Below are 24,548 nucleotides of genomic sequence, written 5' to 3'. Positions count from 1 at the left end.
GTCCCTTTCCTCCATTCTCCCCTTCCTTCTTTATTCCGTTCTTAAGCTTTTCACCGGATTCATCAGGGCAGCTTTTACGCTTTCAAAACTCACAGTCAACAAGGCAATGCCCACGGCCATTATACCGGCAATGGCGAACATCCACCATTCGATAGCGATCTTGTATTCGAAACCCTGCAACCAGCGGTTCATTACATACCAGGCTACGGGCGAACTCAGTACCAGAGCGATCAAGACGAGCCGAACAAAATCGACCGAAAACAATCCGAAAATATGCGCCGTGGAGGCGCCCAGCACCTTGCGAACACCAACCTCTTTGGTACGGGTTTCGGCCATAAAGGCGACGACACCGTATAAGCCAAGGCAACCAATAAACAGGGCTATACCCGCCAGCAGTTGCAGTAACGAATACAGTTGTTCCTCACTCCTGTAGAAACTGGCGAGTGTGTCGTCCAGGAATTCGTACGAAAAGACAAACGCCGGGTACGTTGCTGTCCAGGCGGTTTCAACCTGTTTCAGGAGTCGGCTAATGGCTTTGGTGCCTCCCTCCCGGGTCGACAGTTTAATGGCCATACTCACATAGTTACCTCGTTGGGTGGTCAATACGCTCGGCTCCACACGATCACGCAGAGAGTACATGTTGAAGTCTTTAACCACGCCCACGATCGGCTTTTTTACGGTCTCACCATTCACCGTCATCACCTTTCCAATGACCTGCTCGGGTTTCTGAAATCCCAGCCGTTTCATAAACGTCTCATTGATCACAAACTCACGGATCGAATCGGCGGGTTGGTACATCCGTCCGGCAATGAGCTTCAGGCCATACGTACCCACGTAGGCTGTGTCGGCCGGGCGCATCACCACGCCATAACCCGGGTCTTTGTCGTTATTCTCGAAGCGAAAGCCGGTACTCCAGTTCAGCGTAGATGACGGAGACGTCATGCCAAAGCTAAGCGACTGTACCCCTGGTTCATGGGCGAGTTTAGCCCGTAAATTGGCCAGTTGCCCCGGTTCATTTGCCGGTAGCTTCACCGTTAAGACAGCCTCGTGGTTGTAGCCCAGATCGACAGAGCGAAAAAACTTCATCTGGCAGTACGCTATAATAGTCCCGATGATCAGGATTTGAGAAATAGCGAATTGCCCGACGATCAGCCCCCGCCGGAGGGTAAAGTAGTGGCCTGCTCCTATTGCCTGCACCCTGCCTTTCAGGGCCAGAATCGGCTGGTAACCCGAGAGCACCAGTGCGGGGTAAAACCCGGCCAGCACCGTTGTCAGCAAGCATAACCCTAGCAGAAAGCCAAGGGGCAACGGGCTAAACAAAGTGACGGCTCCGGGAGCAATATGTAGCAGGTCGCCCACAACGGGGAGCGAGACCTGAGCAACCAGCAATGACAGCCCAACCGACAGGCCCGTCAACACGCCGGTCTCGCCCAGAAACTGACGAACCAGCTGGCTTCGGGTGCTTCCTAACACTTTCCGAACGCCCACCTCCCGCGACCGGCGGATAGCCTGGGCCGTGGCCAGATTAATGAAGTTGACACAGGCCGTTCCCAGAATGAAAAAGCCGATCAGCACCATTGCCCAGATCATTTCGATACTGATACTGCGCTGAGCAAAATTGGCTGTGTTGGTAGCGAAATGGATATCGGTCAGGGGTTGTAGCACGTACCGCAGTTTCTTGACACTCTCCGGGGCATAGTACTTCTTCACGAAGCCTACGAGCTGCTTCTCCATCCGCACGGCAGGCGACTCCATACCGGCAGTTTGCGGCGGGAGCATCATGTAAATTTGAGCCCCTTGATAACTCGATTCCCAGCTATCGGGGGGCGAGGTGTTGCCGTAGGCCAGAATAGACGCATGGGCCAGCAACACATCAAACGGCATGCTGGTCGTGGCAGGTGGTGCCTGCACCAGGCCCGTTACCACAAAATCCATCTTGTTGTCGAGCCGAATCGTTTTGCCCATCGGGTTGGTATCGCCGAAATATTTACGGGCAATCCGATCAGAAAGCACCACCGTGTTGGGGTTCGTCAATGCTGTTTGAGGACTACCTTTTTCCCAGGTGTAATCAAACAGGTTAAAATACTCCGGTTCAGCAAAAGCGATCACGCCTTTCTCTTCCTGAAATCGTTTCTTACCGGAATCACCCGTTCCGCCCACCGACACGACCGCCGAACGTACCTGACTAACCATGGTAAGTTGGTGTTTAAGGTCGGGAAAATCGTTACGGAGCGCAGCCAGGGCCGGAAACGTGATTCCCGTGTTCGGCTTATTCTCCGTTGAGGTTTTATCGGTACCCAGCATTCGGTAGATGCGGGTGGCGTTCTTGTTATGCGTATCGAAGCTCAGTTCGTAGCGCACGGCAACAAACAGGAGCAAACAGCTAGCTAACCCCAGCGTGAGGCCCATTACATTGATGGTCGAGTAATTCCAGTTACGCTTCAGGGCGCGGAAGGCGATTGTCAGTTGGTTCGTTAGCATGAGGTTGGGGAGGAAAGGAGGAAGGGGAGGAAAGGGAGAATGGAGGAAAGGGAAGAGGGGGACAATGGGGAAAGGAACGATGCTGACACTAACTTTACTTCCCTCTCTCCCTTCTCTCCGTTCTCCCCCTGCCTCCTTTACTCCGATCGTAAACTCTTCACCGGGTTCATCAGCGCGGCTTTGATGCTCTGAAAACTGACCGTGGCCAGCGCAATGGCGATGGCCGACAGACCAACGATGACGAATACCCAGGGGCTGATGGCGATGCGGTGCGCGTAGTTGGCCAACCAGGTCTGCATACCGAACCACGCCAGCGGCACGGCGATACCCAGGGCAATCAGCACCAGCTTCACGAAGTCGCGGGAGAGCAGCAGCACGATGCCGGGAATGCTGGCACCCATCACTTTCCGAATGCCGATCTCCTTCGTCCGCTGCTCGATCATCAGCAAGGCGATGGCAAACAAACCGATGCACGACAAGAGAATGGCCACGCCCGACGCCAGGCTCAGTACCTGTGACAGCTGGGCCTCATTCTCATACCACTCGTCTACATTTTCGTCCAGGAATGACCCGATGAACTCCGCTTGGGGGGCCACCTCTGCCCATACTTTCTTCAGCTTTTCCATCGACCCGGCCAGACTTTGTGGGGCCACCCGAATAAACACGTAGCGGATGGTCTCGCTGTTCGACAGGTGCAGCGTGATCGGGTTCGCTTTGTCTGAAAGCGAGTACAGCCGAAAATCGGGCACAACGCCGATGACCTGTGCTTTAGTACCCGTTGTATCGCCGTCGTCGCCCAGCAACGTACCCACGGGGTTGGCCACGCCCATCATCTTCGCCATGCTCTGCGTAATGATGACCCGGTTAACCGAATCGCTGGCGTAGGCCCGGTCGAAGTCGCGGCCGGCAAGGGGATTGATTTTCAGCGTTTTCAGGTAGTCGAAATCAACCAGCAGCAGGTCGCTCGTGATGTCCCTGCCCTTGAACGTGTAGCCTACTGTGCTCCTGGAGCTGACCCGGTCTTTGCCTTTGCCCAGATTCACGTCTGTGCCCGTGATGGCCAGCACCGTCGGGTCATTCGCCAGCTTGTTACGTAGCCGCTGCAGTACCTGCCGGCCGTTTACCTGCGTGCCCACCGGAATGCTGATCACCTGCTCTTTAGCAAAACCGAGCGGCCCCTGCCGCAAATAACCCACCTGCTGAAACGCAATGACAGTGCAGCATACCAGCAGACAGGACAAGGCAAACTGGGTCACAATCAGCGCGTTGCGCAGCACCCCCGGCCGCTTCGCCGACACGTTTCCTTTCAGCACCTCAATCGTGTTGAACTTCGTCATTTGCCAGGCCGGATACCCACCCGCCACCAGGGTAACGAGCAGCACAACAAACAGAACAAGGCCAATGAAGCCCGGTTGCAGTAGGTAATCGACCTTCAGTCTGGCACCGAACTGGGCGTTGAACGCGGGCATCAGCAGATACATCAGACTGGCCCCAAACAGGAAGCCAATGACGCAGATCAGGCCCGATTCGCTCCAGATCTGAACAAACAGACTGCTCCTCAGCGCTCCCAGCGACTTCCGCACGCCTACCTCACGCGCCCGGGTAAACGATCGGGCAATGCTTAGATTAATGAAGTTGATGGAAGCAATGGCCAGAATGAAGAAAGCCATACCCAGTAGCACGTAGATGATGGCAATGGGCGTTCCCCGGCTATCGCTCATCTCCCGGTTGAAATGCACGTTGGCGAGCTGTTGCAACCGCAGGGCAAACACATCGCCCCGCGCATCGGGCTGCGCCCTTTTCTTTTTCAGCCCATCGATCTGATTCTGGAAGTATTTCTGGGTGAAGGGTTTCAGCCGGTTTTCAAAAGCGGCCTGATCGACCGGCGCCGGGAGCTTGATAAAGATGGAATGCGAGTTATCCGTCCAGTTGTCTTTGCCTTGCTGGTACATCGGCGAATTCTCGATCCGAACCAGCGCATCGAATCGGACCGATGAGTTGTCAGGTACGTCGTTCAGTACGCCCACTACGACATACTCTTTCTGACTACCGATGCTACCGATCTTGAGCCGTTTCCCAACCGCGTCGGCTGTGCCGAATAAGTCGGTCGCCATGTTTTCGCTGATGACCACGTTGCTCAGTTCGCGCAGGGCTGTTTCCCGGTTGCCGGCAAGTAGCGGGAACGAGAAGATGCTCAGAAAATCGGGGTCGGTGAAGTTGATCAGCTTATCAACATACTTTCCATTTACCTCTACCAGGCTCTTCCGCCCCGCTACGATCCGGGCTGCCTGTACATCTGGGAAATCAGCTTTGAGCGCTGTCGTCAGCGGCAATGGCATCGCCCCGTTCCTGGTTGGGTGCTCAGGATCATTGGCAAACAGGTACGTCTGGAATATCCGGTCACCGTCTTTATGAAACGAGTCATACGTGAGGTGCAGATAGGCCGTCAGCAACAGGAAGACAGTGATGCAAAAGGCCACGCCCAGGCCAATCACGTTGATGGCGGCATAACCCCGGCTACGCCAGAGTGTGCGAAAAGCGATTTTTAAGTAGTTAGCGAGCATATTTTTGAGGAGAAAAGAAAGAGGAGAAAGGAGGAAAGGGAGAAGAGAGACAAATACTGGCATCATCAGCGCCTTTCCTCGTTCCTCTATTCCGTTCGTAACGCGTTCACCGGGTTCATCAGGGCGGCTTTAACAGCCTGAAAACTGACCGTTAGCAGGGCAATAGCGACCGACAACGTACCTGCCAGCGCGAAGACCCACCACGGCACCTCAACCTTGTAAGCAAAATCGTTTAGCCAGGTAGTCATGGCCCACCAGGCCAGCGGTGAAGCGATCAGGATAGCGATGACTACCAGCTTCAGAAAATCCTGCGCGAGTAGCGCAACCAGGCTATAGACACTGGCCCCCAACACCTTACGAACGCCAATTTCTTTGGTGCGCTGCGCCGTGGTATATGCCGACAGCCCAAACAGCCCCAGACAACCCAGAAAGATGGAAAGGAAGGCAAAGACGCTGAACACCCGTCCCGTGCGCGTTTCGCTGGCGTAAAGATTGTTGAACTGCTCGTCGAGAAACTGATACTCGAATGGCTGGTCTGGCAGCAGTGATTTCCAGGTACGTTCCAGCGCGGTCAGCGTGTTGGCGACGTCACCAGTTCCCAGCTTTACCAGCAGCACGTTACCACCGTTTTCAGGAAAAAGCACCATTGGCCCGATCAGTTGCTTCAGCGATGAGAAGTGGAAATCGGCCACCACCGCCTTTACCTTACCAGCCCGGCCATTTACGTTCATCTTCTGCCCAACGGCCTGTTGCGGTGTCCAGCCCAATTCCTTCGCCCCCGATTCATTAAGCAGGAATCGGTAGCGATCCAGACTGTCGACACCGGCCTGAACGGTCCGGTCTGCATCGGCGACCGTCAGGTCTTCGCCCGCGACAATACGCAGGCCCGTAGCCTTCACAAACTCCTCATCGATGGGCAGTCCCGTCACCATTTTCTGCTGGTTTTCGGTCATATCGGGCCGGCCCATGCTATAACCACCGCCCACAAACACCGGCGACTCATAGGCCATGGATACCTGCTCTACGTTACCACTGCGTTTGAGTTCGCTTTTCAGGGTCCGCAGTTTATCGGCTACCTGCTGATTGGTAGGCAGCATCACCACCCGGTCGCGGTTGTAACCCAGTTTTTTGTGCTGAATGAAATCGAGCTGATTACGAACCACCAGCGTGCTCACAATCAGGAAAGCGGTGATGGCGAACTGGCCCACGATCAACCCCCGTCGAAGGCTGCCACTGCCCGCCATCATCCGCCCCTGAAGCGCCCGCATTGGCTGGAAACGGGCCAGTATCCAGGCCGGATACCCGCCCGCCACCACGGCTACCAACAGGCCAATACCCAGTACGCCCAGCACCCAGGCTGGTGTGAGCCAATCGGCGGCAACAAAGTGCCGGTCAGACAGCTCGTTGAACAGGGGTAACAGCAGCCAAGCCAGCCCAACGCCCGCGACCAACGCCATGCCTGTGACCAGCAGTGATTCGCCCATAAACTGGCCGAAGAGCTGCCCCCACTCGGCACCCAGCACTTTCCTGACGCCTACTTCCTGCGCCCGTTCTACCGCCCGCGCCGTAGCCAGGTTGATGTAGTTGACGCAGGCGATGAGCAGAATAAGCACCGAAATGATGCCGAAAATAGACACATACGTCAGGTCGCCATTCGGCTCAAATAGGCCTTCGACCGATGAACGGAGATGCACCTGCCGGATGGGCTCCAGCTTGTAGGTCAGGTAATCGCCCCCCGTCATGCCTGTTTCGCCCGCCTGCGATTTCATGAACGCCGGCATCTTTGCCTGCAACGCCGCAATGGCTTCGGGCGTGCGAAGCAGCAGGTACGTGCCGTAATTGGCCGACCACCACTCTTCGGTTTTCGCCGCCCGCAGTGTCGTGAAGGAGGCGATCAGGTCATACTTTATCTGCGAGTTGGCGGGGCTGTTGGCCACCACCCCCGTCACGGTCAGGTATTTATCGGTGGGCCCGCCCGTTTTTACCTGGAGCACCTTCCCAATCGGATTAGCCGTACCAAAATACTTGGCCGCTGTGTTTTCTGACAGCACCACGAGGTTAGGCCCGGCCAGCGCCGTTTGCGGGTTCCCGGTCAACAGCGGGAACGAGAAGATCGTAAAAAAGGCCGAATCAGCGTAGAGCAGGCGCTTTTCGCTGAACTGCTGACCGCCGAGCCGCACCACGCCCTGCCCGTTGATGAGCCGCACGCCTGCTTCAATTTCCGGGAACCGCCGCCCCAGTTCAGGTGCTACTTTGGTACCCGTTTGAGCGGCCTGCCTCACTTTTCCCTGGCTGCTGTACTCCATCGTCACCCGCGCAATCCGGTCGGCGTTGGTGTGGAAGGCATCGTAGCTCAGTTCGTTGCGCAGGTAGGTGAACAGCAACAGGCAGGAGGCCAGCCCTATGGACAGCCCCAGCACGTTGATACTGGTATTGACCCGGTTCCGAGCCAGATTCCGGAGGGCGATTTTAAAATAGTTGCGTAGCATAGTATTGAGGAGGACAGGAAGAAGGGGAGAAAGGAGGAAAGGGATGAGGGATAGGCAAAAGCTGGCATCATTGATGCCCTTTACTCCTTCCTGCTTTCCTCTACTCCGTTCTTAATGATTTCACCGGGTTCATCAACGCGGCCTTGATGCTTTGAAAACTGACCGTCAGCAGGGCAACGGCTACTGCCAACGTACCTGAAAGCGCAAACACCCACCAGTGAATAGCCACCCTGTAAGCAAATTCGGCCAGCCAGCGGTGCATAGCCCACCAGGCGATCGGACTGGCCAGGGCGATAGCGATGAGCACGGGTTTCAGCACATCTTTCGAGAGCAGCCCTACCACGCTGGCGACGGTGGCTCCCAGCACTTTGCGCACCCCGATTTCTTTGCGGCGTTGCTCGGCCGTGAACATGGCCAGACCAAATAGCCCCAGACAGGCGACGAAGATGGTCAGGCCGGAAAACAGACCAAGAATCTGGCCTGTTTTCTGCTCGGCCAGGTACGTCTGCCTCAGGCTTTCGTCCAGAAAATAGTAGCTGAACGGCACCTCAGGTTTGAACGCGTCCCACTGCTTGTTCAGACTAGCCAGCAACCCACTAACGTCTTTTGTTTTCGCTTTAATAATAATCGAGCCCTCACCTTTGCCAAGCACCATCAGCAAGGGCGTAATGCGTTCGTGGAAGGATTTGAAATGGAAATCCTTCACCACCCCAATGACCCGGTACGTCAGCCGGTTACCCTCCCGCTCCGCATGCGTAATGGTGTGACCCAGCGCGTTACCTGTCCAGCCATAGGCTTTTGCGGCCGTTTCGTTCAGGATCACGCCTGTTGAATCGGTTGGGAATTGCGATGAGAAGTTGCGACCTGCCACCAGTTTCATGCCCATTGTCGGAATATACCGGCCGTCGATGTCGTAGCGGAGCGTGGTAATCAGCTTCGACGAGTTATCATCGGCATACGAAATGAAGTTGTTGTTATTGGTCGGTCCGGCCGGTAAATAGCCCGATACGCTCACATTGGCTACGCGCGAGTCCTGCTCTACTTGCTGGCGAAAGGCCGCTTCGTTTTTACCCAGTCGCCACGCTTCCCGCAGCACCAGCAGCTGGTCTTTATCGTAGCCTAATTTAGTGTTCTGAATGAAGTTGAGTTGCTGGTAGACCACCATAGTGCCCACCATCAGCAGCATGGCAATGAAGAATTGACACACAACCAGCCCCGACCGGACACCGATTCCTGACTTGCCTGCCCGGCTAAACGACGTGCCTCCTTTCAGCACCGCAATAGGTTTGAACGACGACAGGAAAAAGGCCGGATAACTCCCCGCCAGTAGCCCCACCAACGTACCCAGCAGCAGGATAGCCGGTACCAGCCAGGGTGTTTTCAGCCGATTCAGACTCAGTTCTTTCCCCGTCAGATCGTCGAAGAAAGGCAGAGTAATGGCAACCAGCACAACCCCTAAAATCAGTGAAACGGCCGTCAGCAGCAGCGACTCGGTCAGGAACTGGGTCGTCAGGCTGGAACGGAGCGAACCCAGCACTTTCCGAACACCGACCTCTTTCCCCCGTTTCGACGCCCCGGCTGTGGATAAGTTCATAAAGTTGATGCAGGCGATCAGGAGCATGAATACGGCAATGGCTCCGAAAATCCAGACGTACTGGATATTGCCCCCCGCTTCCAGGTTCCCCGTCGTATCGGAATGGAGATGAATGTCGGTTAATGGGTTTAGGAACAGGCCAATCTGATTGCCTTTTTGCAGGAACTCACTCATGGTCATGCCAAATGCTTTCTGCAACTGCGGGCCCATGTAGGTGGCCACTACCTTCGGCAGTTTCGCTTCCAGCTGCCGGTAGTCGTAGCCCTTGGGCAGGACCAGATATGTATGGTATTCCGACGTCATCATCGACGTGGAACTGGCATCGGGCAAACCGGCCATCGACGCAAAGAAATCGCCGTGAAAATGCGAGTTGGCGGGTACGTCTTTCAGTACGCCTGTCACGGTGAAAGCAGTATTCCAGCTTTTCACCGTCAGCACTTTACCAATCGGGTTCTCCTGGCCAAAATACTTCAGCGCCGCTGTCTGCGACAGAACCAGCGTATTGGGTTCGGCCAGCGCTGTTTTGGCATTGCCCGCCCGTAGTGGGAGCGTGAACACCTGGAAAAAGTTAGCGTCGACATAGGCGAAGCGTTCGTTCGGGAATGACTTTTCACCGTAGCTGATAAGCGATGGCCAGCTCGACCGCAACCGCGTAGCGGCCTCTACTTCGGGGTAGTTCGCTTTCAGGATCTGCGCCACAGGCGGCATCACGTGCGCCTCCCGAATTTTCTGCCCGTTGATCGACGCCCGGAAGACGACCCGGACTATCCGGTCGGCCTTCTCGTTATACCGGTCGTAGCTTAGTTCGTCGATAATGAACAGGCCGATGAGCAGGCACGTACCCAGCCCGATCGCCAGCCCAACGATGTTGATTGCGGAGAAGGCTTTATTGCGGAGCAGATTCCGCCAGGCGATTTTGAGATGGTTCTGGAACATAGGATACGGGCGTGTGCCATTCACTGCCTATGCGCTGTCCAAATCCAGTACCGTAATTATAATCAACTACTAATCAGCCAATTAAAATTTACAATTCAGGTAAACTTGTCCGCATTCGGACGTTTCGTTTCAGGAGCGGACAGCCGCCTGTGCGCCGGTAAACACGCCCTCAGTGAAAAGGCCAGGTACGTAGCCCACATCGACGGATTAATAATTCTTAAAAAGAAACAGCGCCTTAGAACGCTTCAGGCTTATCGATACTCTTTACCCTGTTCGGTTCATATGCATTACATCCTGGATGATCACACAACTCACTCATTTACTGGCCATTGGTAGCCTCCTTTTCTTTTTTTGCTGCCAGTCAACTACACAGCCCAAGGCCTTGCCTACAGCAGAAAGGGACAGCTTCGCCCTTTTTTCTGCTGCGGTAAACGATTCCTTTTACATCCAGACCCAGGTGCCCATCGAATACACAGACAGCACAGCCAAGCGATACCCTGTTGTGGTTCTGTTGGATGCCAACTTTCATTTTCCCATGCTGGCAGCGACTATACGGCAGTATGAGCAGGGAGGCCTCCTGCCGCCCCTTATTCTGGTAGGCATTGGCTACAAATCATTCCAGGACATGGATTCATTGCGCCCCCGGGATTATCTTTACCCGGCAGCGCTGCCATCCGATGAACTGACGGCGAGCGGCGGCGGCAACCACTTCAGGCAGTTCATTGTCAATACCTTACTGCCAACTATTGATTCAACGTTCAGAACAACCAAACAGAATCGGTCGCTGCTTGGCCACTCATTCGGCGGGTACTTCACGTTATATTTGCTGCTGGCACAGACGATAGACAAGACGGGTGAGTTCAACAACTTCATCGCTGCCAGCCCCTCACTCTGGTACCACGATTTTTTCCTGAATCAGCTGCCGTCAACACTAGCCTCACTCAGCCGACGAGATTCAACACACGTTTTCATCACTGTTGGCGGCCACGAGAACCCAACCTGGGAGGTCAGACCAGTCATTACCCTTACGAATAACCTGAAAAAGAACAGCGCACTGCATGTGAAAGGAGGAGTGTATAACCAACTCGAGCACATGGACACGGGCCAGTTAAGTTTTCTGAAAGGCCTTCAGGCCTATTACCGATAGCTGCGCATTCGCTTTGCAACAGTTACCCACGCCTGGTGCAGGCCACCGATACGTTGGAAGCGGACAGGTAGATCAGCAGGCAGGAGACGGCTTTCGAGCAATCAGCCGCTTATCACATACGGGTTGCCCGCGTAGCGCGAAGTCTGCTATTTCGTGGGGCCTGCACCAAGCGTGGGCATCCCGTTCCGATGAAAAAAATCCTGGTCTCGTTCGCCACGGCCCTGCAAAACATCCGCACCCGGTTTTTCCATACGGTGCTCTCCATTCTCGGCATCGTGATCGGCGTGGCGGCGCTGGTGGCTATTCTGTCGTTAATTGATGGCATGGAGCAGTACGCGCAGGAACAGATTACCAAGACCACGTCACTCAAAGCAATTCTGGTGCAGTCGAACCCATATAAAACGGTGAACGAGGTGCAGGTCCGTAAAGCCGATTACGCACACTTCACATACGGGTCGTTCAGAAAGATGCGGTCGGCGTTGACCAAACCGGCCACGGCCTATCTCTACTGTCGGCAGAATGGCGAGCTTACGCTCCAGTCGCCAACTCAAAAAACGGGGGCTATCGTTACCGGCCTGAGTTTGCCCCTGCACCCCGACTTGACCCTTATCCACGGAAAGTCGTTCACCGAAGCCGACCTGAACGGGCAGCATCCGGTGGCTGTCATCAATCAGAAGCTGGCCAAGCAACTGGTGGGTAAACAACCCGAGAAAACGGCGATTGGCCAGCAGGTAACCTATAATGGAAAGCGGCTAACGATCGTCGGCATTTCGGCCGATAAGGACGCCAAAGCGGGACAGCTTCTGATGCCCCTTACGCTCGTGTCAGACAGCACACTGGAGGCTATTCCGCCAATGTGTGTGATCGAAGCGGATCGGGTGGAAGACGTACCTGCGTTGAAAACAGAGCTCGAAGGCTGGCTAAAAGCCAACACGAACGGTCGGCAGGCCGATTTCACGATCATCACCAACGAACAGCGCGTTGATCAGGCGGCGAAAGGATTTTTGTTGTTCCGGCTCATTATGGGCCTGATCGTCGGCATATCAGTACTGGTTGGTGGCATCGGGGTCATGAACGTACTGCTGATCTCCGTTACCGAACGTACCGTCGAGATTGGCGTTCGGAAGGCGCTGGGGGCTAAACGGCGCGATATTCTCTGGCAGTTTCTATCAGAATCGATCACGATTTCCACCCTCGGCAGTTTGCTGGGCCTAACGCTGGGCATTTTAAGCACACTGGCTTTTATTCCCCTTATCAAAGCCATCACCGACGTGCCCTTCCAGGCCGCCTACACCTGGAATACGTTTGGCCTCATCATCGCCATCGCCATGCTGATCGGTGTCCTCTTCGGCACGTACCCAGCCATGCGCGCCGCCCGCCTCGACCCCGTCGAAGCCATTCGGAGGGAGTGAGAGGAAGGGAGGAAAGGGAGGAAAGGGAGGAAAGGGAGGAAAGGGATAAAGGAGGAAGGGGAGCTGACGCGTCGTGAGCGCTTCGTTGTCGCTTGCCTGTGGCGAGTGACCTGTATCAGCAGGGCCTCTGGCCCGTTGGTTACGTTTACCTGGGTTAACTAAATATCCGTTTCTCAGCTACCAACAGGCCAGAGCAGTGCGCCGTTGGTAGCTGAGAAAGCAACCTACAGCCCGAAGCAATATCCTGAGTCCCCAGCTCTCTGCCCTACCCTACTCGCTCCTCAAACTCTTTACCGGATTGGCCAGCGCGGCTTTCAGGCTTTGGAAGCTGACGGTGAGCATGGCAACGCCAACCGCCAACGTACCTGAGAGGGCGAACACCCACCAGTCGAGGTCTACTTTATAGGCGAAATCGCGTAGCCAGCTTGTCATGGCAAACCAGGCTACGGGACTGGCAATGACGATCGCGACCAATACCGGTTTCAGGAAGTCTTTCGACAATAGCGTGACAATACTGCCAATGCTGGCGCCCAACACTTTCCGGACGCCAATTTCCTTCGTGCGCGCTTCGGCGGTGAACGTAGTGAGGCCAAACAAACCCAGGCAGGAAACAAAGATCGAGAGGATCGAGAAGTACAGGATAATGCGCCCCATTCGTTGCTCGGCCCGGTATTGCGCGTCCAGTTCCTGATCAACAAAGCCGTAGCTGATCGGAGTGGCAGGTTCGATCTGTTTGTACAGTGCTGTAATGCCCGCAATTGTTTGGGATACAGCGCCGGGCTTCGTTTTTACCAGCAGATTGAAGTACGGATTGTCGGGGCGGAAGCGGAAGATGAATGGCTCGATCGCTACGCGCAGGGGCCTGAAGTGGAAATCTTTCAGAACACCAACCACCACGCCCGATGGCCCCCAGAATTTCAGTCGCTTGCCAATAGCCTGCTCGGGTGTCCAGCCCATTCGTCTGGCGGCGGTCTCGTTCAGCATAAACGCCCCCATTGTGGCTGATGTGTCGGAAGGAATCTGCCACGAGAAGTTTCGGCCGGCGGCCAGCTTCATACCCGTTGTGGCCATAAAGTCGGCGTCTACGTTCATATTCGTGATCAGAAACTTGTCGTTTGGCTGCTGGCCTTCCCATTCAATGTCAGATCCATTGACCATATCAACCAGAGCGCCGGTGGTTGGCGCTGCTACGGTTACGCCGGGTAACTGCTGAACCGCCTGCTTGAAGGGTAGCACCTTGTCGCGCAGGTTGCCTTTCAGGCGAACGTACATCAGTTGCGACTGGTCGAACCCAAGCTTCCTATGCTGAACGAAGGCCAACTGACGATAGATAACCACGCTCCCAATAACCAGCCCAACGGCCAGTGCAAACTGCCCTATCACCAGCGACTGCCGAAAAACCCGTCCCGACTGGACCGACAAAGCAGGGGCCACCCCCGTCCCTTTCAGTATCTGCGCAGGCCGGAACGACGACAGGAAGAAGGCTGGATACAGGCCTGTCAGCAGGCTGACCACGGTTGTAAGGCCAGCTAATGCCAGCCAGAAGTACGGTTCATGAACAGGCAGCACCAGCGTTTTAGCCGCCAGCTCGTTGAACAGGGGCAACAGGGCCTGTACCAGCACCAGCGATATAGCAACCGCCAGACAGGTCATCAGTAGGGCCTCACCCAGAAATTGCACCACCAGCCAGGACCGTTGCGCCCCGATCGTTTTGCGAACACCCACCTCACGCGCCCGTTGCGACGCCCGCGCCGTAGCCAGATTAATAAAGTTGACCACCGCGATTAACAGTAAAATCAGCCCAACGGCCAGAAAAATGCGGATGTATAAGATGTCGCTCCGCACCCCCCAATCTGTCTCGAAGTCGAATGCCGATTTCAGATAGCTATCGCTGAAAGCTTGCAAATAAAGCTTATCCCCGGTTGGCGTATACCGATTGAGTTGCCCACTCAGTTTAGCCGAAAAACTGGCCAGATTTGCCGCCTCAGCGGCTTCGGGCTTCAGCAGCACGTAGGTGTGATAATTGTTGCTGTTCCATTTCTGGCTCCATTCGTCGGTTTTTTCCAGCCATTTATAGGGCAACAGCACGTCGAACTGAATACTCGAGTGTGTCGGTAGCGTTTTGGTTACACCGGCGAGCACAAATGACGTTTCGTTGTTAAACACAAGCGGTTTACCCAGAATACCCTGCGTCGCCCAGTTTTCGCCGAAAAGACGGACCGCCATGGCTTCGCTGATGACCAACTCATTCGGGCCCATCAACGCTTTTTGGGCATTGCCAGCCACCAGCGGAAAATCAAATACACTAAAGAAAGACGGCTCCGTAATCAGCATCGATTCAGCCTCGACCGTTTGGGTGCCCCGGCTCAATGCTCCGTGCCACCGTCCGATGCGCGTTGTCTTTTCTACTTCTGAAAAATCCTTCGTGAGTGTAGCCGCCAGCGGGCCGGGCGTAACGGCTACGTTATACAAACCATCGGCCTGTTTCTGATGCGACACGACGCGGTAGATCCGGTCGAGCTTGCTATGAAACCGATCGTATTGCAGCTCGTCGAGTATGTAGAGGCCAATGGCGGTGCAGCAGGCCAGCCCCAGGGCTAACCCGACGATATTAACCCCCGAATAGATCTTGCTCTTCCACAAGTTGCGAAAGGCAATTTTGATGTAGTTCTGTAGCATGATCGTAGCGCCGAAGTTCCAGCTTCGGCAGTTAAATACCACTCATTATCACCGAAGCTGGAGCCACGGCGGCGGACCGTTTAGGCATTATAGTTACTCTGTTCGCAAACTCTTCACCGGGTTCATCAACGCGGCTTTTACGCTTTGGAAACTCACCGTCAGCAGCGCAATGGCTATGGCCAACGTACCTGAACCGGCGAAAATCCACCACGCGAGGGTGATCTTATAGGCAAAGCTGTCCAGCCACCGGCTCATAGCGTACCAGGCGAGTGGTGCGGCAAGGACGATAGCGATTATGATCAACTTCAGGAAGTCTTTCGAGAGCAATGTCACGATACTGACTACGCTGGCACCCAGCACTTTCCGCACCCCAATTTCTTTTGTACGTACTTCGGCCGCATAAGCCGCCAGGCCGAACAGGCCGAGGCAGGAAACCAGAATGGCGAGCAACGTGAAGGTGAGCAATACCTGACCCTGTTTCTGTTCGGCTTTGTACTGTTGCGAAAAGTTCTCGTCCAGGAAATGGAAGGTGACTTCGGCGGTAGGGTCGAACTGACGGTACGCCGATTTGATATAGGCCAGCGCCTCCGCTGTTTTGGCCGGCTGAATCCGAACATACAGGTTATCCTGCTCCGACGGGGCGGGCATCTGCAACACCAGCGGCTCAATTTTGTGTTGTAACGAATACGTGTGAAAATCGCTCACAACGCCCATCACCTGCGCTTCAGCGGTTTTGTCTTTCCCGAGAAAATAGCGAACCCGCTTACCAATGGGGTCCTGCCAGCCCATTTTTTTCACCAGCGATTCATTGACCAGCACTGCCCCCAGCCGGTCGCTGACAGCGTCGGTGAAGTTGCGGCCTTTGAGCAGCTTGACTTGCAGCGTACCCAGGTAATCGGCATCGACAGAGAAGGTCTGCACCACCTGCGTACTGGTTGGCATCACGCCGTTTTGCTCGAAGAACATACCGTTGGTGCCGATATTGTTGTTGCCGATCGGGTTGCTGGCTGCGGCTACCTGTTCAATCAGCGGACTCTTTCGCAATTCATTTTTCAACGCCTGAACCTGGGTACGTACCGCCTCGCTATCCAGGTGAAAGGTCAGCACCTGCTCTTTGTTGAAACCCAGATTCTTGTGGGTCACATAGCCCATCTGCCGGTAGATCACCCACGAGCAGCTAATGAGCGCTACGGCCGCCACGAACTGAAACACCACCAACGATTGCTGGAAGCGTCCGCCGTTCGATTGAGCCACCAGTCGGCCTTTCAATGCCGCTACCGGTCGAAAACCCGATACCAGTAAAGCAGGGTACAGGCCACTTACGAGCCCAAGCAATAGCGTGAAAGCCATCAGCGCCACACCCGTTACCAGCGGGCCGTAGGCGTTGATGGCAAACGCGTTACCCGCCAGGTCGTTGAACAGAGGCAGGAACAGATTAGCCAGCACTAACCCGGTGGCGCAGGCCAGAAAGGCCATCAGTGTTGATTCCGTCAGAAACTGACCAATGAGTTGCCCACGTCGCGAACCAACCGCTTTCCTGACGCCCACTTCGCGGGTGCGGGCAATGGCCCGAACAGTATACAAGTTGACGTAATTGATCCCGGCAATCAGCAGAATCAGGAACGCAACAACGGCGAACGTGTAAACAGTGCTAAGCGTCCCGTTCGGGCCTATTTCGTAGTCGAGATGCGATTGCAGGTGAATCGACGTCAGCGGCTGAAGCACCATCCGGTAGGTCAGCTGGCCTATTTCTTTTTTGAGGTACTTCTCATAAAAACCGGGCAGCTTGGCCTCCAGCGCTTTCGGGTCGCTGCCGTTGGCCAATAGCAGGTATGTATACAGCTCAAAATTCTGCCAGCCGCTGGTATACTTATCGGGAAGCGACCGTAACGCGCTGAATTGCAGATGTGAGGTCGTAGGTACGTTGTCAATAACGCCCGTAACCCGGTTGGGGAAGTTATTCGAAAATTCGATGGTCTGCCCAACGGCTTTGGCGGCGTTACCAAACAGTTTTTCGGCCAGGCTTTTCGTGATCACAATGCACTGAGGCTGAGCCAGCGCCGTTGCCGGATCACCATACAGCAGCGGAAACGAGAATACATCGAACAGGGTCCGGTCGGCAAACAGGATATCGTCGACGTTCAGCTTCTTGTCTTTGTAGGTGATCAGGCCCCCGCCTTCGGGCTGAACCCTGACGGTCTTCTCCACCTCCGGGTACTCATTCTGCAAGGCGGCCGCAAAGGGTGCGGATGTAGGGGCCAGTTGAAGGTCACCACCGGGCCAGTTGGCATATTGCACCACGCGCACGATCCGGTCCGCGTTGGCATGGAAGCGGTCGTAGCTGAGTTCATGGACGACGTACAGGCTCATCAGTCCAACGGCCGCCATACCCACGCCCATGCCAACAATAGTCAACGCACTGAACAGGCGGTTCTTCCACAGGTTGCGGAACGCGATTTTGAGGTAGTTTCTGAGCATAGCTGTAGGGCCGAAGCTCCAGCTTCGGTAGTCAGAGACCTACTTTACTACCGAAGCTGGAGCTTCGGCCCTACTCTAGTGCGCCACGTTGGTTACGTCGGCATTTGCATTGCGTACTTCATACACGTCTTTGGCATTGACCCGGATCGTAGCGTTGGCATGGGTCATCACGTTCGCGGTCGTTGTCAGTAGCCCTACAGCATCTATGTTCCCGTTGGCCGTGCTTACCAGGTCGAAGGTGCTCACCCGGCCCTGTAGCTGTACATTTCCGTTGCCCTCATTGACGAACGCAAACGACTCGCCGCGCAGGCCCCGAACAGCTACGTCGCTGTTGGACCCGTGCTTGAACCGCTTTAACTCCGAGGTTCTGATAACAACGTCTATACTGGATTTACTAACCCAGAACGGTTTGTTATTCGGGTCTTTAAACGCGAGGCGTAACGTACCGTTCCTGTCGTCGATCACCAGCAGCGAACGCAGGTTATCGTCGATACTGATCGTCACCGACGACTCAGGCGCACCAGCTTCAACTACCACTCTGGCAGGAAAATGGTCAATCTCGATTCCGTAGAACGGTTGAACGGTTTTCGTCTCACGAACGAGCCGGCCATTACCCCTAAGTTCTCTGGTTGCCGCGTACTTATCCTGTGCAAAACTGCCAAGCGAAAGGTGCAGAGCCAATACGATCAATATCGTTTTCATGGGAATTGGGAGGGAAACCGGGCCAGAAGCGTGGGGTGACGAAGCAATTCACCCTAAGCACCAGCCCTTTACGTTTTTATTCACTTCGCAAACTCTTAACCGGATTCACCACCGCAGCTTTGATGCTCTGGTAACTCACCGTCAACACCGCCACAACGACCGTTGCCATCAGCGCAACGACGAAAATGAATGGTCCGAAATCGATGCGGTATTCAAACGATTGCAGCCACTGATCCATCACCCACCAGGCCGCCGGAGCCGCCAGCACGAACGCAAAACCAATGAGCCGGGCAAACTCCTGATTGAACAGCCACAGAATGCTGCCTACACTGGCCCCCAGTACTTTGCGCACCCCGATCTCTTTGGTGCGTTGTGTCACCATGAACAGCACCAGGCCATACAGCCCCATACAACCGATCAGCAGGGCCACGGCGGCGAAGAAATTGACCAGCCGCCCCATCGTCTGCTCTTCCTGATACCGCTCTTCAATCTGATCGTCCACAAACTGATGGTCGAAATAGCTATCGGGATACACCTGGTTATAGGCCACCTCCAGCTGGCTGATCACGCGCTGATAATTTCCAGCTGTCCGTAGTTGCAGGTTAGCCCCGAAATAGTTCTTAGCCGATGTACTGAAGAACGACGGACCAATGGCGCTTTTCAGATCGCTCTGGTTGAAATCTTTCAGGACGCCGACAATCTCTATGGAAGAGCGACCCCGTTTATGAATGAACTTACCGAGTACCTGCGCCGGATCACTGAAGCCCAGTTTACGTACCATGGCCTCGTTGACCAACGCCTCCCGAAGCGTATCTGATGGATTGAGATTCCGGCCAGCTACCAGTTTCAGCTTGAACAGCGGCACGTATTTATCGTCGATCCAGGCTTGCTGCGGGCCGAATTTTTCTTCTTCCGGCCGCGTATCAAACCGGATACTGGTCTGACTTACCCAGCCCGACTGAGGTGCTCCGCTCATCGAATAACTAAATCCGGCCACATCGGGCAGCGCCGTTGCCAGATTCCGGAACGTACTCATCTTAGTGATATCCTGTTCAGCTACAATCGGCAGTCGAATGGTTAGCAAGGCGTCTTTCTTGAAACCAAGGTCTTTGTTCTGCACGTAATTCAGCTGGCTTGCCACCACCACAAGCCCAATAATGAGCATCTGCGAAATGGCAAACTGCGTGACCACCAGCCCGCGCCGGATACTGAAACCGCCCGCCTGCCGTGTTGTGATTTTACCCGCCAGCGCCACCACCGGCCGGAAACCGGCCAGCACCAGCGCCGGGTATAGGCCTGCCAACAGAATCACCCCAATCACCAGCAACGCCAGCCAACCCAGCACCGATGGTGAGAAATAGAACGTGAACCGGAAAGCCCCGTGCAGGTACGTTTGCGCCAGCGACAGCCCGTAGCTGAATAGCCCGATTGCCAGCCCCATCGCCAGGGTAACAATCAGCGCTGTTTCGCCCATGAACTGGCCCAGCAGTTGATTTTGTGTGCTGCCCAGCACTTTTCGTACACCCACTTCGCGCGCCCGGTTCATTGCCTGCGCCGTGGCCAGATTCACAAAGTTGATGCTGGCCGTAATGACCAGAAACAGGCCAATGACAAACAGCGACAGCATGAGATTTTTGCTGACACCGTTGTAGTCTGTGGCAAAATGAAGTTCGCTCAACGGGGTAATGGGGTACCGGGTGGTTACCATGTTGGTCGGATTGTGCTTTTTCAGAAATGCAGGCAAATCCCGATTCCAGTTGGCGGGTGTGTACCGTTCATTTAGTGTGACAAAGCAATGTGTGCTGCTGTTGGTATTGGTGAAGCTCTCATCGAACGGCCGGCCCTGGAAGTCTTTAAGTGACGCGCGCGACCCGATCAGTTGGTAGGCATAGTCGGTATTGTCAGCGTAATCAGTGAATACGCCAACGACGCGCGCCTGGGTACGTCCGTCCAGCTTCACTACCCTACCCAACGCGTTCGTGGTTCCAAAATACTTGACGGCCAGTTGGGCGCTAAGCACCAGCGTACCCGGCTGATTCAGATCGGCGGGGCCACCTGCCACCCAGTTATAATCGAAAATCTGGAAGTACGATGGATCAGTGAACGCAGCTTTATCTGAGCTTTCCTTGAATTTTTTGTCGGTTCCCGTCGTGCCGGCCCCTGTCCCCCCGGGCACAATCACCATCGGCTCCTCCCATTCTTCGATCATCGCCAGTTGCTCAATCTCAGGATGATCGGTTTTCAGCGCCTGACCAAACGACTCGGGTACGCCGGGTGTAAAAAAGTCGCCATCAGGGGTTTTGAAGGCTGAGGTAAACTGATATATCCGGTCGTATTTACTGTGGTGTGTATCCGTGCGGTAGTGATAGCGTACCAGGGCAAAAAGCAACAGCGCACAACCAATACCCAGCCCTAGTCCCGTTACGTTGATCAACGCATAGAGGCGATTTCGGCGGAGTGTTCGAAGGGCGATGGTGAAATAAGAACGAAGCATAGCAAACAGGTTTTCGTTGAGCATTGGATGGGCTCCGGGGCTAACTCCTGTGCTTAGTCAACAGCCGTGCCACGACGAAAAATAACCCGTTTTAGGCCTAAAACAACTCTTTTCACGTAAACGCCTGTCCGAAAATGGACAAGTCGCTGTCCGGTGTTGTACGGCGTATCCGTAGCTCGATCTGTGGCTCACCAGGTACGTTGTTCAGGTAGGCTGGCCTATCCATCAACCCTGGCGATCGTAACTTTTCACAAGCCACTTAAACATTTTACCCGTAGAAAAGGTAAGCTTGCAGTGTTAAATGGAATAAAACACAGTACCTATTTCAAAACTTGATACTATGCGCTGGTTAGGTGGACGCGAAAGCGATAACGTAGAAGACCGCCGGGGTGGCGGCGGGGGTGGTATGGTCGTTGGCGGTGGCATTGGCACCGTGGTCATTGCCCTGGTGATCTACCTGCTGGGCGGCGACCCTTCACAAATACTCAATCAGAGTGGTGGCGATCAACAAACGGTCTCCCAGCAGGCGCCGTCGGGCCCACAGCCCGATGACCAGGCAGCCAAGTTCAGCCGCGTCACACTGGGCTATACCGAGGATGTCTGGACGCAGTTGCTCCAGAAAGAAGGGCAACAGTATACCAAACCGGTACTGGTCATGTTTCGCGGACAAACCCAGTCGGGGTGCGGCATGGCTTCGTCCGCTTCCGGCCCGTTCTATTGCCCCGGCGACGGCAAGCTCTACATTGACCTTTCTTTTTATGACGAACTGAAAGAGCGGTTCAATGCTCCCGGCGATTTTGCCATGGCCTATGTGATTGCCCATGAGATTGGCCATCACGTTCAGGATCAATGGGGCATTCTCGATAAAGTGCACCAGGCGCAGGAACGCATGAGCGAGGCCGACGCGAACCGATTATCAGTTCGTCTGGAACTCCAGGCCGATTTTCTGGCGGGGGTTTGGGCACACTACGCCAAAAGCGACTTAAATATCATTGAAGCGGGTGATATCGATGAAGCCCTGAATGCAGCCAGTGCCATCGGCGACGATAACATTCAGAAGGCCACCCAGGGGTACGTTACGCCCGAAGGCTTCACCCACGGAACAGCCGCCCAACGGGCCTACTGGTTCAAAAAAGGGTTTGAAACCGGCGATATCAACCAGGGCGATACATTCAACAGCCGCGAAGACGCGAGGTTGCAGTAAGGGGAGGAACGGAGGAAGGGGAGAATGGAGGAAGGGGAGAATGGAGGAAGGGGAGAATGGAGGAAGGGGAGAATGGAGGAAGGGGAGGAACGGAGGAAAGTGGAGAATGGAGGAAAGGGGAGAATGGAGGAAAGGGATTGCTTACGCTGGAGTATCTGCGCTAGCGTAAGCAATCCCTTTCCTCCGTTCCTCCCCTTCCTCCATTCTCCCTTTCCTCCATTCTCCCTTTCCTCCATTCTCCCTTTCCTCCATTCTCCCTCTCCTCCATTCTCCCTCTCCTCCGTTCCTCCCTTTATTATTACATATTGATTGCCCGGTTGCCGGTTGCAGCCAGACAGGCCTCTTTCAGGGCTTCCGTGTAAGTTGGGTGCGCATGCGATATACGGCTTACATCTTCGGCCGAGGCGCGGAACTCCATGGCCATCACGGCTTCGCCTACGATGTCGGCAGCGCGAGGGCCAATGATGTGTACGCCCAGAATCTCGTCGGTGTCTTTGTGCGCAAGTACTTTCACAAGGCCATCAACATCCATTGAGGCGCGGGCACGGCCCAGCGCTTTGAAGGGGAACGTACCCAGTTTGTAGGGGATCCCTTTCTCTTTTACTTCCTCTTCCGTATACCCAACGGCGGCTACTTCCGGCCAGGTATAGACCACGTTCGGAATGAGGCGGTAATGAATGTGCGGTTTCTGACCAACAATGGTTTCGGCAATGAACACGCCCTCTTCTTCCGCCTTGTGCGCCAGCATAGCGCCCCGGATCACATCCCCGAGTGCATAGATATGCGGCACCTTTGTGCGCAGGTGTTCGTCGACCTCGATCTTACCCCGCTGATCAGTAGCCAGTCCGGCAGCTTCCAGATTCAGGCCATCGGTGTAGGGTCTGCGACCAACTGACACCAGGCAATAATCGCCGGTCAGGGTTATCTGCTCCGGTCCGTCGCCACGGCCTTTGGGCGTATCGATGCTCACAACGACTTCATCACCCGTATTCTCTACTTTGGTCACTTTATGGTTGAAGTAGAAATCGGCCCCCAGCTTTTTCACGGCCTTCTGCAATTCCTTACCCATCGTTTTATCCATGGTCGGAATCATCGAATCGGCAAACTCGACAAACGATACTTTAGCCCCCAGACGAGCATACACCGACCCCAGTTCAGCGCCAATCACACCCGCTCCGATAATGATCAGGTGCTTCGGAATTTCAGGCAGTGTTAAGGCTTCGGTACTGGTGATAACCCGCTTTTTGTCGAGGGGCATCGATGGGAACGACATGGGTTTTGAGCCCGTGGCAATCACGATGTTTTTACCCGTGATCGTTTCGTCGCCGCTACCATCTGTCTTGGCAATCTTCACCGTATTGGCATCCACAAACGAGCCGACCCCATAAAACGTGTCGATCTTGTTTTTCTTCATCAGGTAGACGATACCCTTTGTCGTCTGATCTACCACGTCTTGTTTGCGGGCAATCATCTGCGGCAGGTCTACCGCCAGCTGATCCAGCTTGATGCCGTGTTCAGCGAAGGTGTGGCTGGCATTGAAATAATGCTCCGACGAGTCGAGCAGCGCTTTTGAGGGAATACAACCTACGTTGAGGCAGGTCCCGCCCAGGGTGGCGTATTTTTCGATGATGGCCGTTTTCAGCCCTAATTGTGCGCACCGAATAGCGCCCGTATAGCCGCCCGGCCCCGAGCCGATGACGATTACGTCGTATTGCATAGTATAGGTTTTATTAACTCGTCAACAGGTATCGTAAGCAGAAGAACTGGTTCTGCTCTGTTAATATGTAACAGTAAGGAGTAACTTTTAGTGGCACCTACCCATCCGTCGAGCTATTTGCCCTGCTTATTCCTTTGGCCGCTTGAACACGATCACGATTCCTGATGTAGCGGCACCACTGTCGAAAAGGCCAATGCTTTTCGACTCGATCGACTCCATGCCGACTAACTCCCACCCTAGTTCACCGAACTGGTTTAGTTTCTGGTGAAATTCGTTCAGTTCGTTAGGTCGGCAATTGAACGAGAGGTATTCCCACTTAGTCATTGCTGTAGAACCGTTTGAAGAAGTAGAGCAGCTCGATCCCGACCGAGCTATTGCCAAGCTGCACACAGTTGACCAGCTCCCAGTCCTGCTCGCCCTGTTCGTTCAGAATATCCTCCACTACTTCGGAAGGAATCATGGGACTTTCGGCAGCATCGTCGTTGCGAAACATCGACTGTGACTGCGCCATCACCTTCGTTTTGAGTGTTTTATATTCCCAGGGCATACTGTGAAAAAGTTTCAGGTTTCAAGTCTCAGACGGTCCGCCGCCGCGGTTTCAAGTGCGCTGCTTATTCAACTTTTGTATAATTAAGCAGCGCACTTGAAACC

14 protein-coding genes are annotated in these 24,548 nt (G+C 54.7%); 3 read left to right on the top strand and 11 right to left on the bottom strand.

The window, feature by feature from the left end; translation table 11 throughout:
• Nucleotides 1-30: 30 nt before the first annotated feature.
• The 4 genes from ACAW75_RS13760 to ACAW75_RS13745 form a co-directional block, all read right to left on the bottom strand.
• Nucleotides 31-2,481: an ABC transporter permease gene (locus ACAW75_RS13760; RefSeq protein ID WP_370729308.1), complete on the bottom strand. Its 2,451-nt coding sequence runs from the start codon at nt 2,479-2,481 to the stop codon at nt 31-33.
• Nucleotides 2,482-2,618: 137 nt separating this feature from the next.
• Nucleotides 2,619-5,045, bottom strand: coding sequence for an ABC transporter permease (locus tag ACAW75_RS13755; protein ID WP_370729307.1), 2,427 nt, complete (start codon nt 5,043-5,045; stop codon nt 2,619-2,621).
• 86 nt (nt 5,046-5,131) lie between these two features.
• Nucleotides 5,132-7,534, bottom strand: a complete 2,403-nt coding sequence (locus ACAW75_RS13750; protein WP_370729306.1) for an ABC transporter permease — start codon at nt 7,532-7,534, stop codon at nt 5,132-5,134.
• Nucleotides 7,535-7,634: 100 nt separating this feature from the next.
• Nucleotides 7,635-10,064 carry an ABC transporter permease gene (locus ACAW75_RS13745; protein WP_370729305.1) on the bottom strand — a complete coding sequence of 810 codons (2,430 nt, stop codon included), beginning with the start codon at nt 10,062-10,064 and terminating at the stop codon, nt 7,635-7,637.
• 382 nt (nt 10,065-10,446) lie between these two features.
• On the opposite strand from ACAW75_RS13745, the gene ACAW75_RS13740 reads away from it, so the two are divergent.
• Nucleotides 10,447-11,211 carry an alpha/beta hydrolase gene (locus ACAW75_RS13740; protein WP_370729304.1) on the top strand — a complete coding sequence of 255 codons (765 nt, stop codon included), beginning with the start codon at nt 10,447-10,449 and terminating at the stop codon, nt 11,209-11,211.
• Nucleotides 11,212-11,399: 188 nt separating this feature from the next.
• The gene (locus ACAW75_RS13735) at nt 11,400-12,623 is read left to right on the top strand and encodes an ABC transporter permease (RefSeq protein ID WP_370729303.1); all 1,224 of its coding nucleotides are present in this window, start codon (nt 11,400-11,402) and stop codon (nt 12,621-12,623) included.
• Nucleotides 12,624-12,893: 270 nt separating this feature from the next.
• On the opposite strand, the gene ACAW75_RS13730 is transcribed toward ACAW75_RS13735, so the two are convergent.
• The 4 genes from ACAW75_RS13730 to ACAW75_RS13715 form a co-directional block, all read right to left on the bottom strand.
• The gene (locus ACAW75_RS13730; RefSeq protein WP_370729302.1) at nt 12,894-15,302 is read right to left on the bottom strand and encodes an ABC transporter permease; all 2,409 of its coding nucleotides are present in this window, start codon (nt 15,300-15,302) and stop codon (nt 12,894-12,896) included.
• A gap of 93 nt (nt 15,303-15,395) precedes the next feature.
• Nucleotides 15,396-17,780, bottom strand: a complete 2,385-nt coding sequence (locus tag ACAW75_RS13725) for an ABC transporter permease (protein WP_370729301.1) — start codon at nt 17,778-17,780, stop codon at nt 15,396-15,398.
• A 75-nt stretch (nt 17,781-17,855) separates the two neighbouring features.
• Nucleotides 17,856-18,482: a GIN domain-containing protein gene (locus ACAW75_RS13720; protein ID WP_370729300.1), complete on the bottom strand. Its 627-nt coding sequence runs from the start codon at nt 18,480-18,482 to the stop codon at nt 17,856-17,858.
• A gap of 76 nt (nt 18,483-18,558) precedes the next feature.
• Nucleotides 18,559-20,976 carry an FtsX-like permease family protein gene (locus tag ACAW75_RS13715; RefSeq protein WP_370729299.1) on the bottom strand — a complete coding sequence of 806 codons (2,418 nt, stop codon included), beginning with the start codon at nt 20,974-20,976 and terminating at the stop codon, nt 18,559-18,561.
• A gap of 340 nt (nt 20,977-21,316) precedes the next feature.
• Here ACAW75_RS13715 and ypfJ point away from each other — a divergent pair, with 340 nt between their 5' ends.
• A complete protein-coding gene (gene ypfJ / locus ACAW75_RS13710; RefSeq protein ID WP_370729298.1) occupies nt 21,317-22,180 on the top strand; it encodes a KPN_02809 family neutral zinc metallopeptidase in 864 nt (287 codons plus the stop codon).
• Nucleotides 22,181-22,478: 298 nt separating this feature from the next.
• Here ypfJ and lpdA read toward each other — a convergent pair whose 3' ends face one another.
• From lpdA to ACAW75_RS13695, 3 genes are all read right to left on the bottom strand, one after another.
• On the bottom strand, nt 22,479-23,897 hold the full coding sequence (lpdA, locus tag ACAW75_RS13705) for a dihydrolipoyl dehydrogenase (RefSeq protein ID WP_370729297.1): 1,419 nt from the start codon (nt 23,895-23,897) through the stop codon (nt 22,479-22,481).
• Nucleotides 23,898-24,023: 126 nt separating this feature from the next.
• Complete coding sequence (locus tag ACAW75_RS13700) at nt 24,024-24,221, bottom strand: DUF4177 domain-containing protein (protein WP_370729296.1); 198 nt, start codon at nt 24,219-24,221, stop codon at nt 24,024-24,026.
• Nucleotides 24,214-24,444 (bottom strand): DUF4177 domain-containing protein, encoded by a 231-nt coding sequence (locus ACAW75_RS13695; RefSeq protein ID WP_207328184.1) that lies wholly within the window; start codon nt 24,442-24,444, stop codon nt 24,214-24,216. Before ACAW75_RS13695 ends, ACAW75_RS13700 begins: the two co-directional genes overlap by 8 nt.
• Between the last annotated feature and the right edge of the window lie 104 nt (nt 24,445-24,548).

The organism is Fibrella arboris (assembly GCF_041321095.1).
Taxonomy (GTDB): Bacteria; Bacteroidota; Bacteroidia; order Cytophagales; family Spirosomataceae; genus Fibrella; species Fibrella arboris.
Note: the sequence above shows the minus strand (reverse complement) of the source record. Positions and strands in the feature narration are given on the sequence as shown.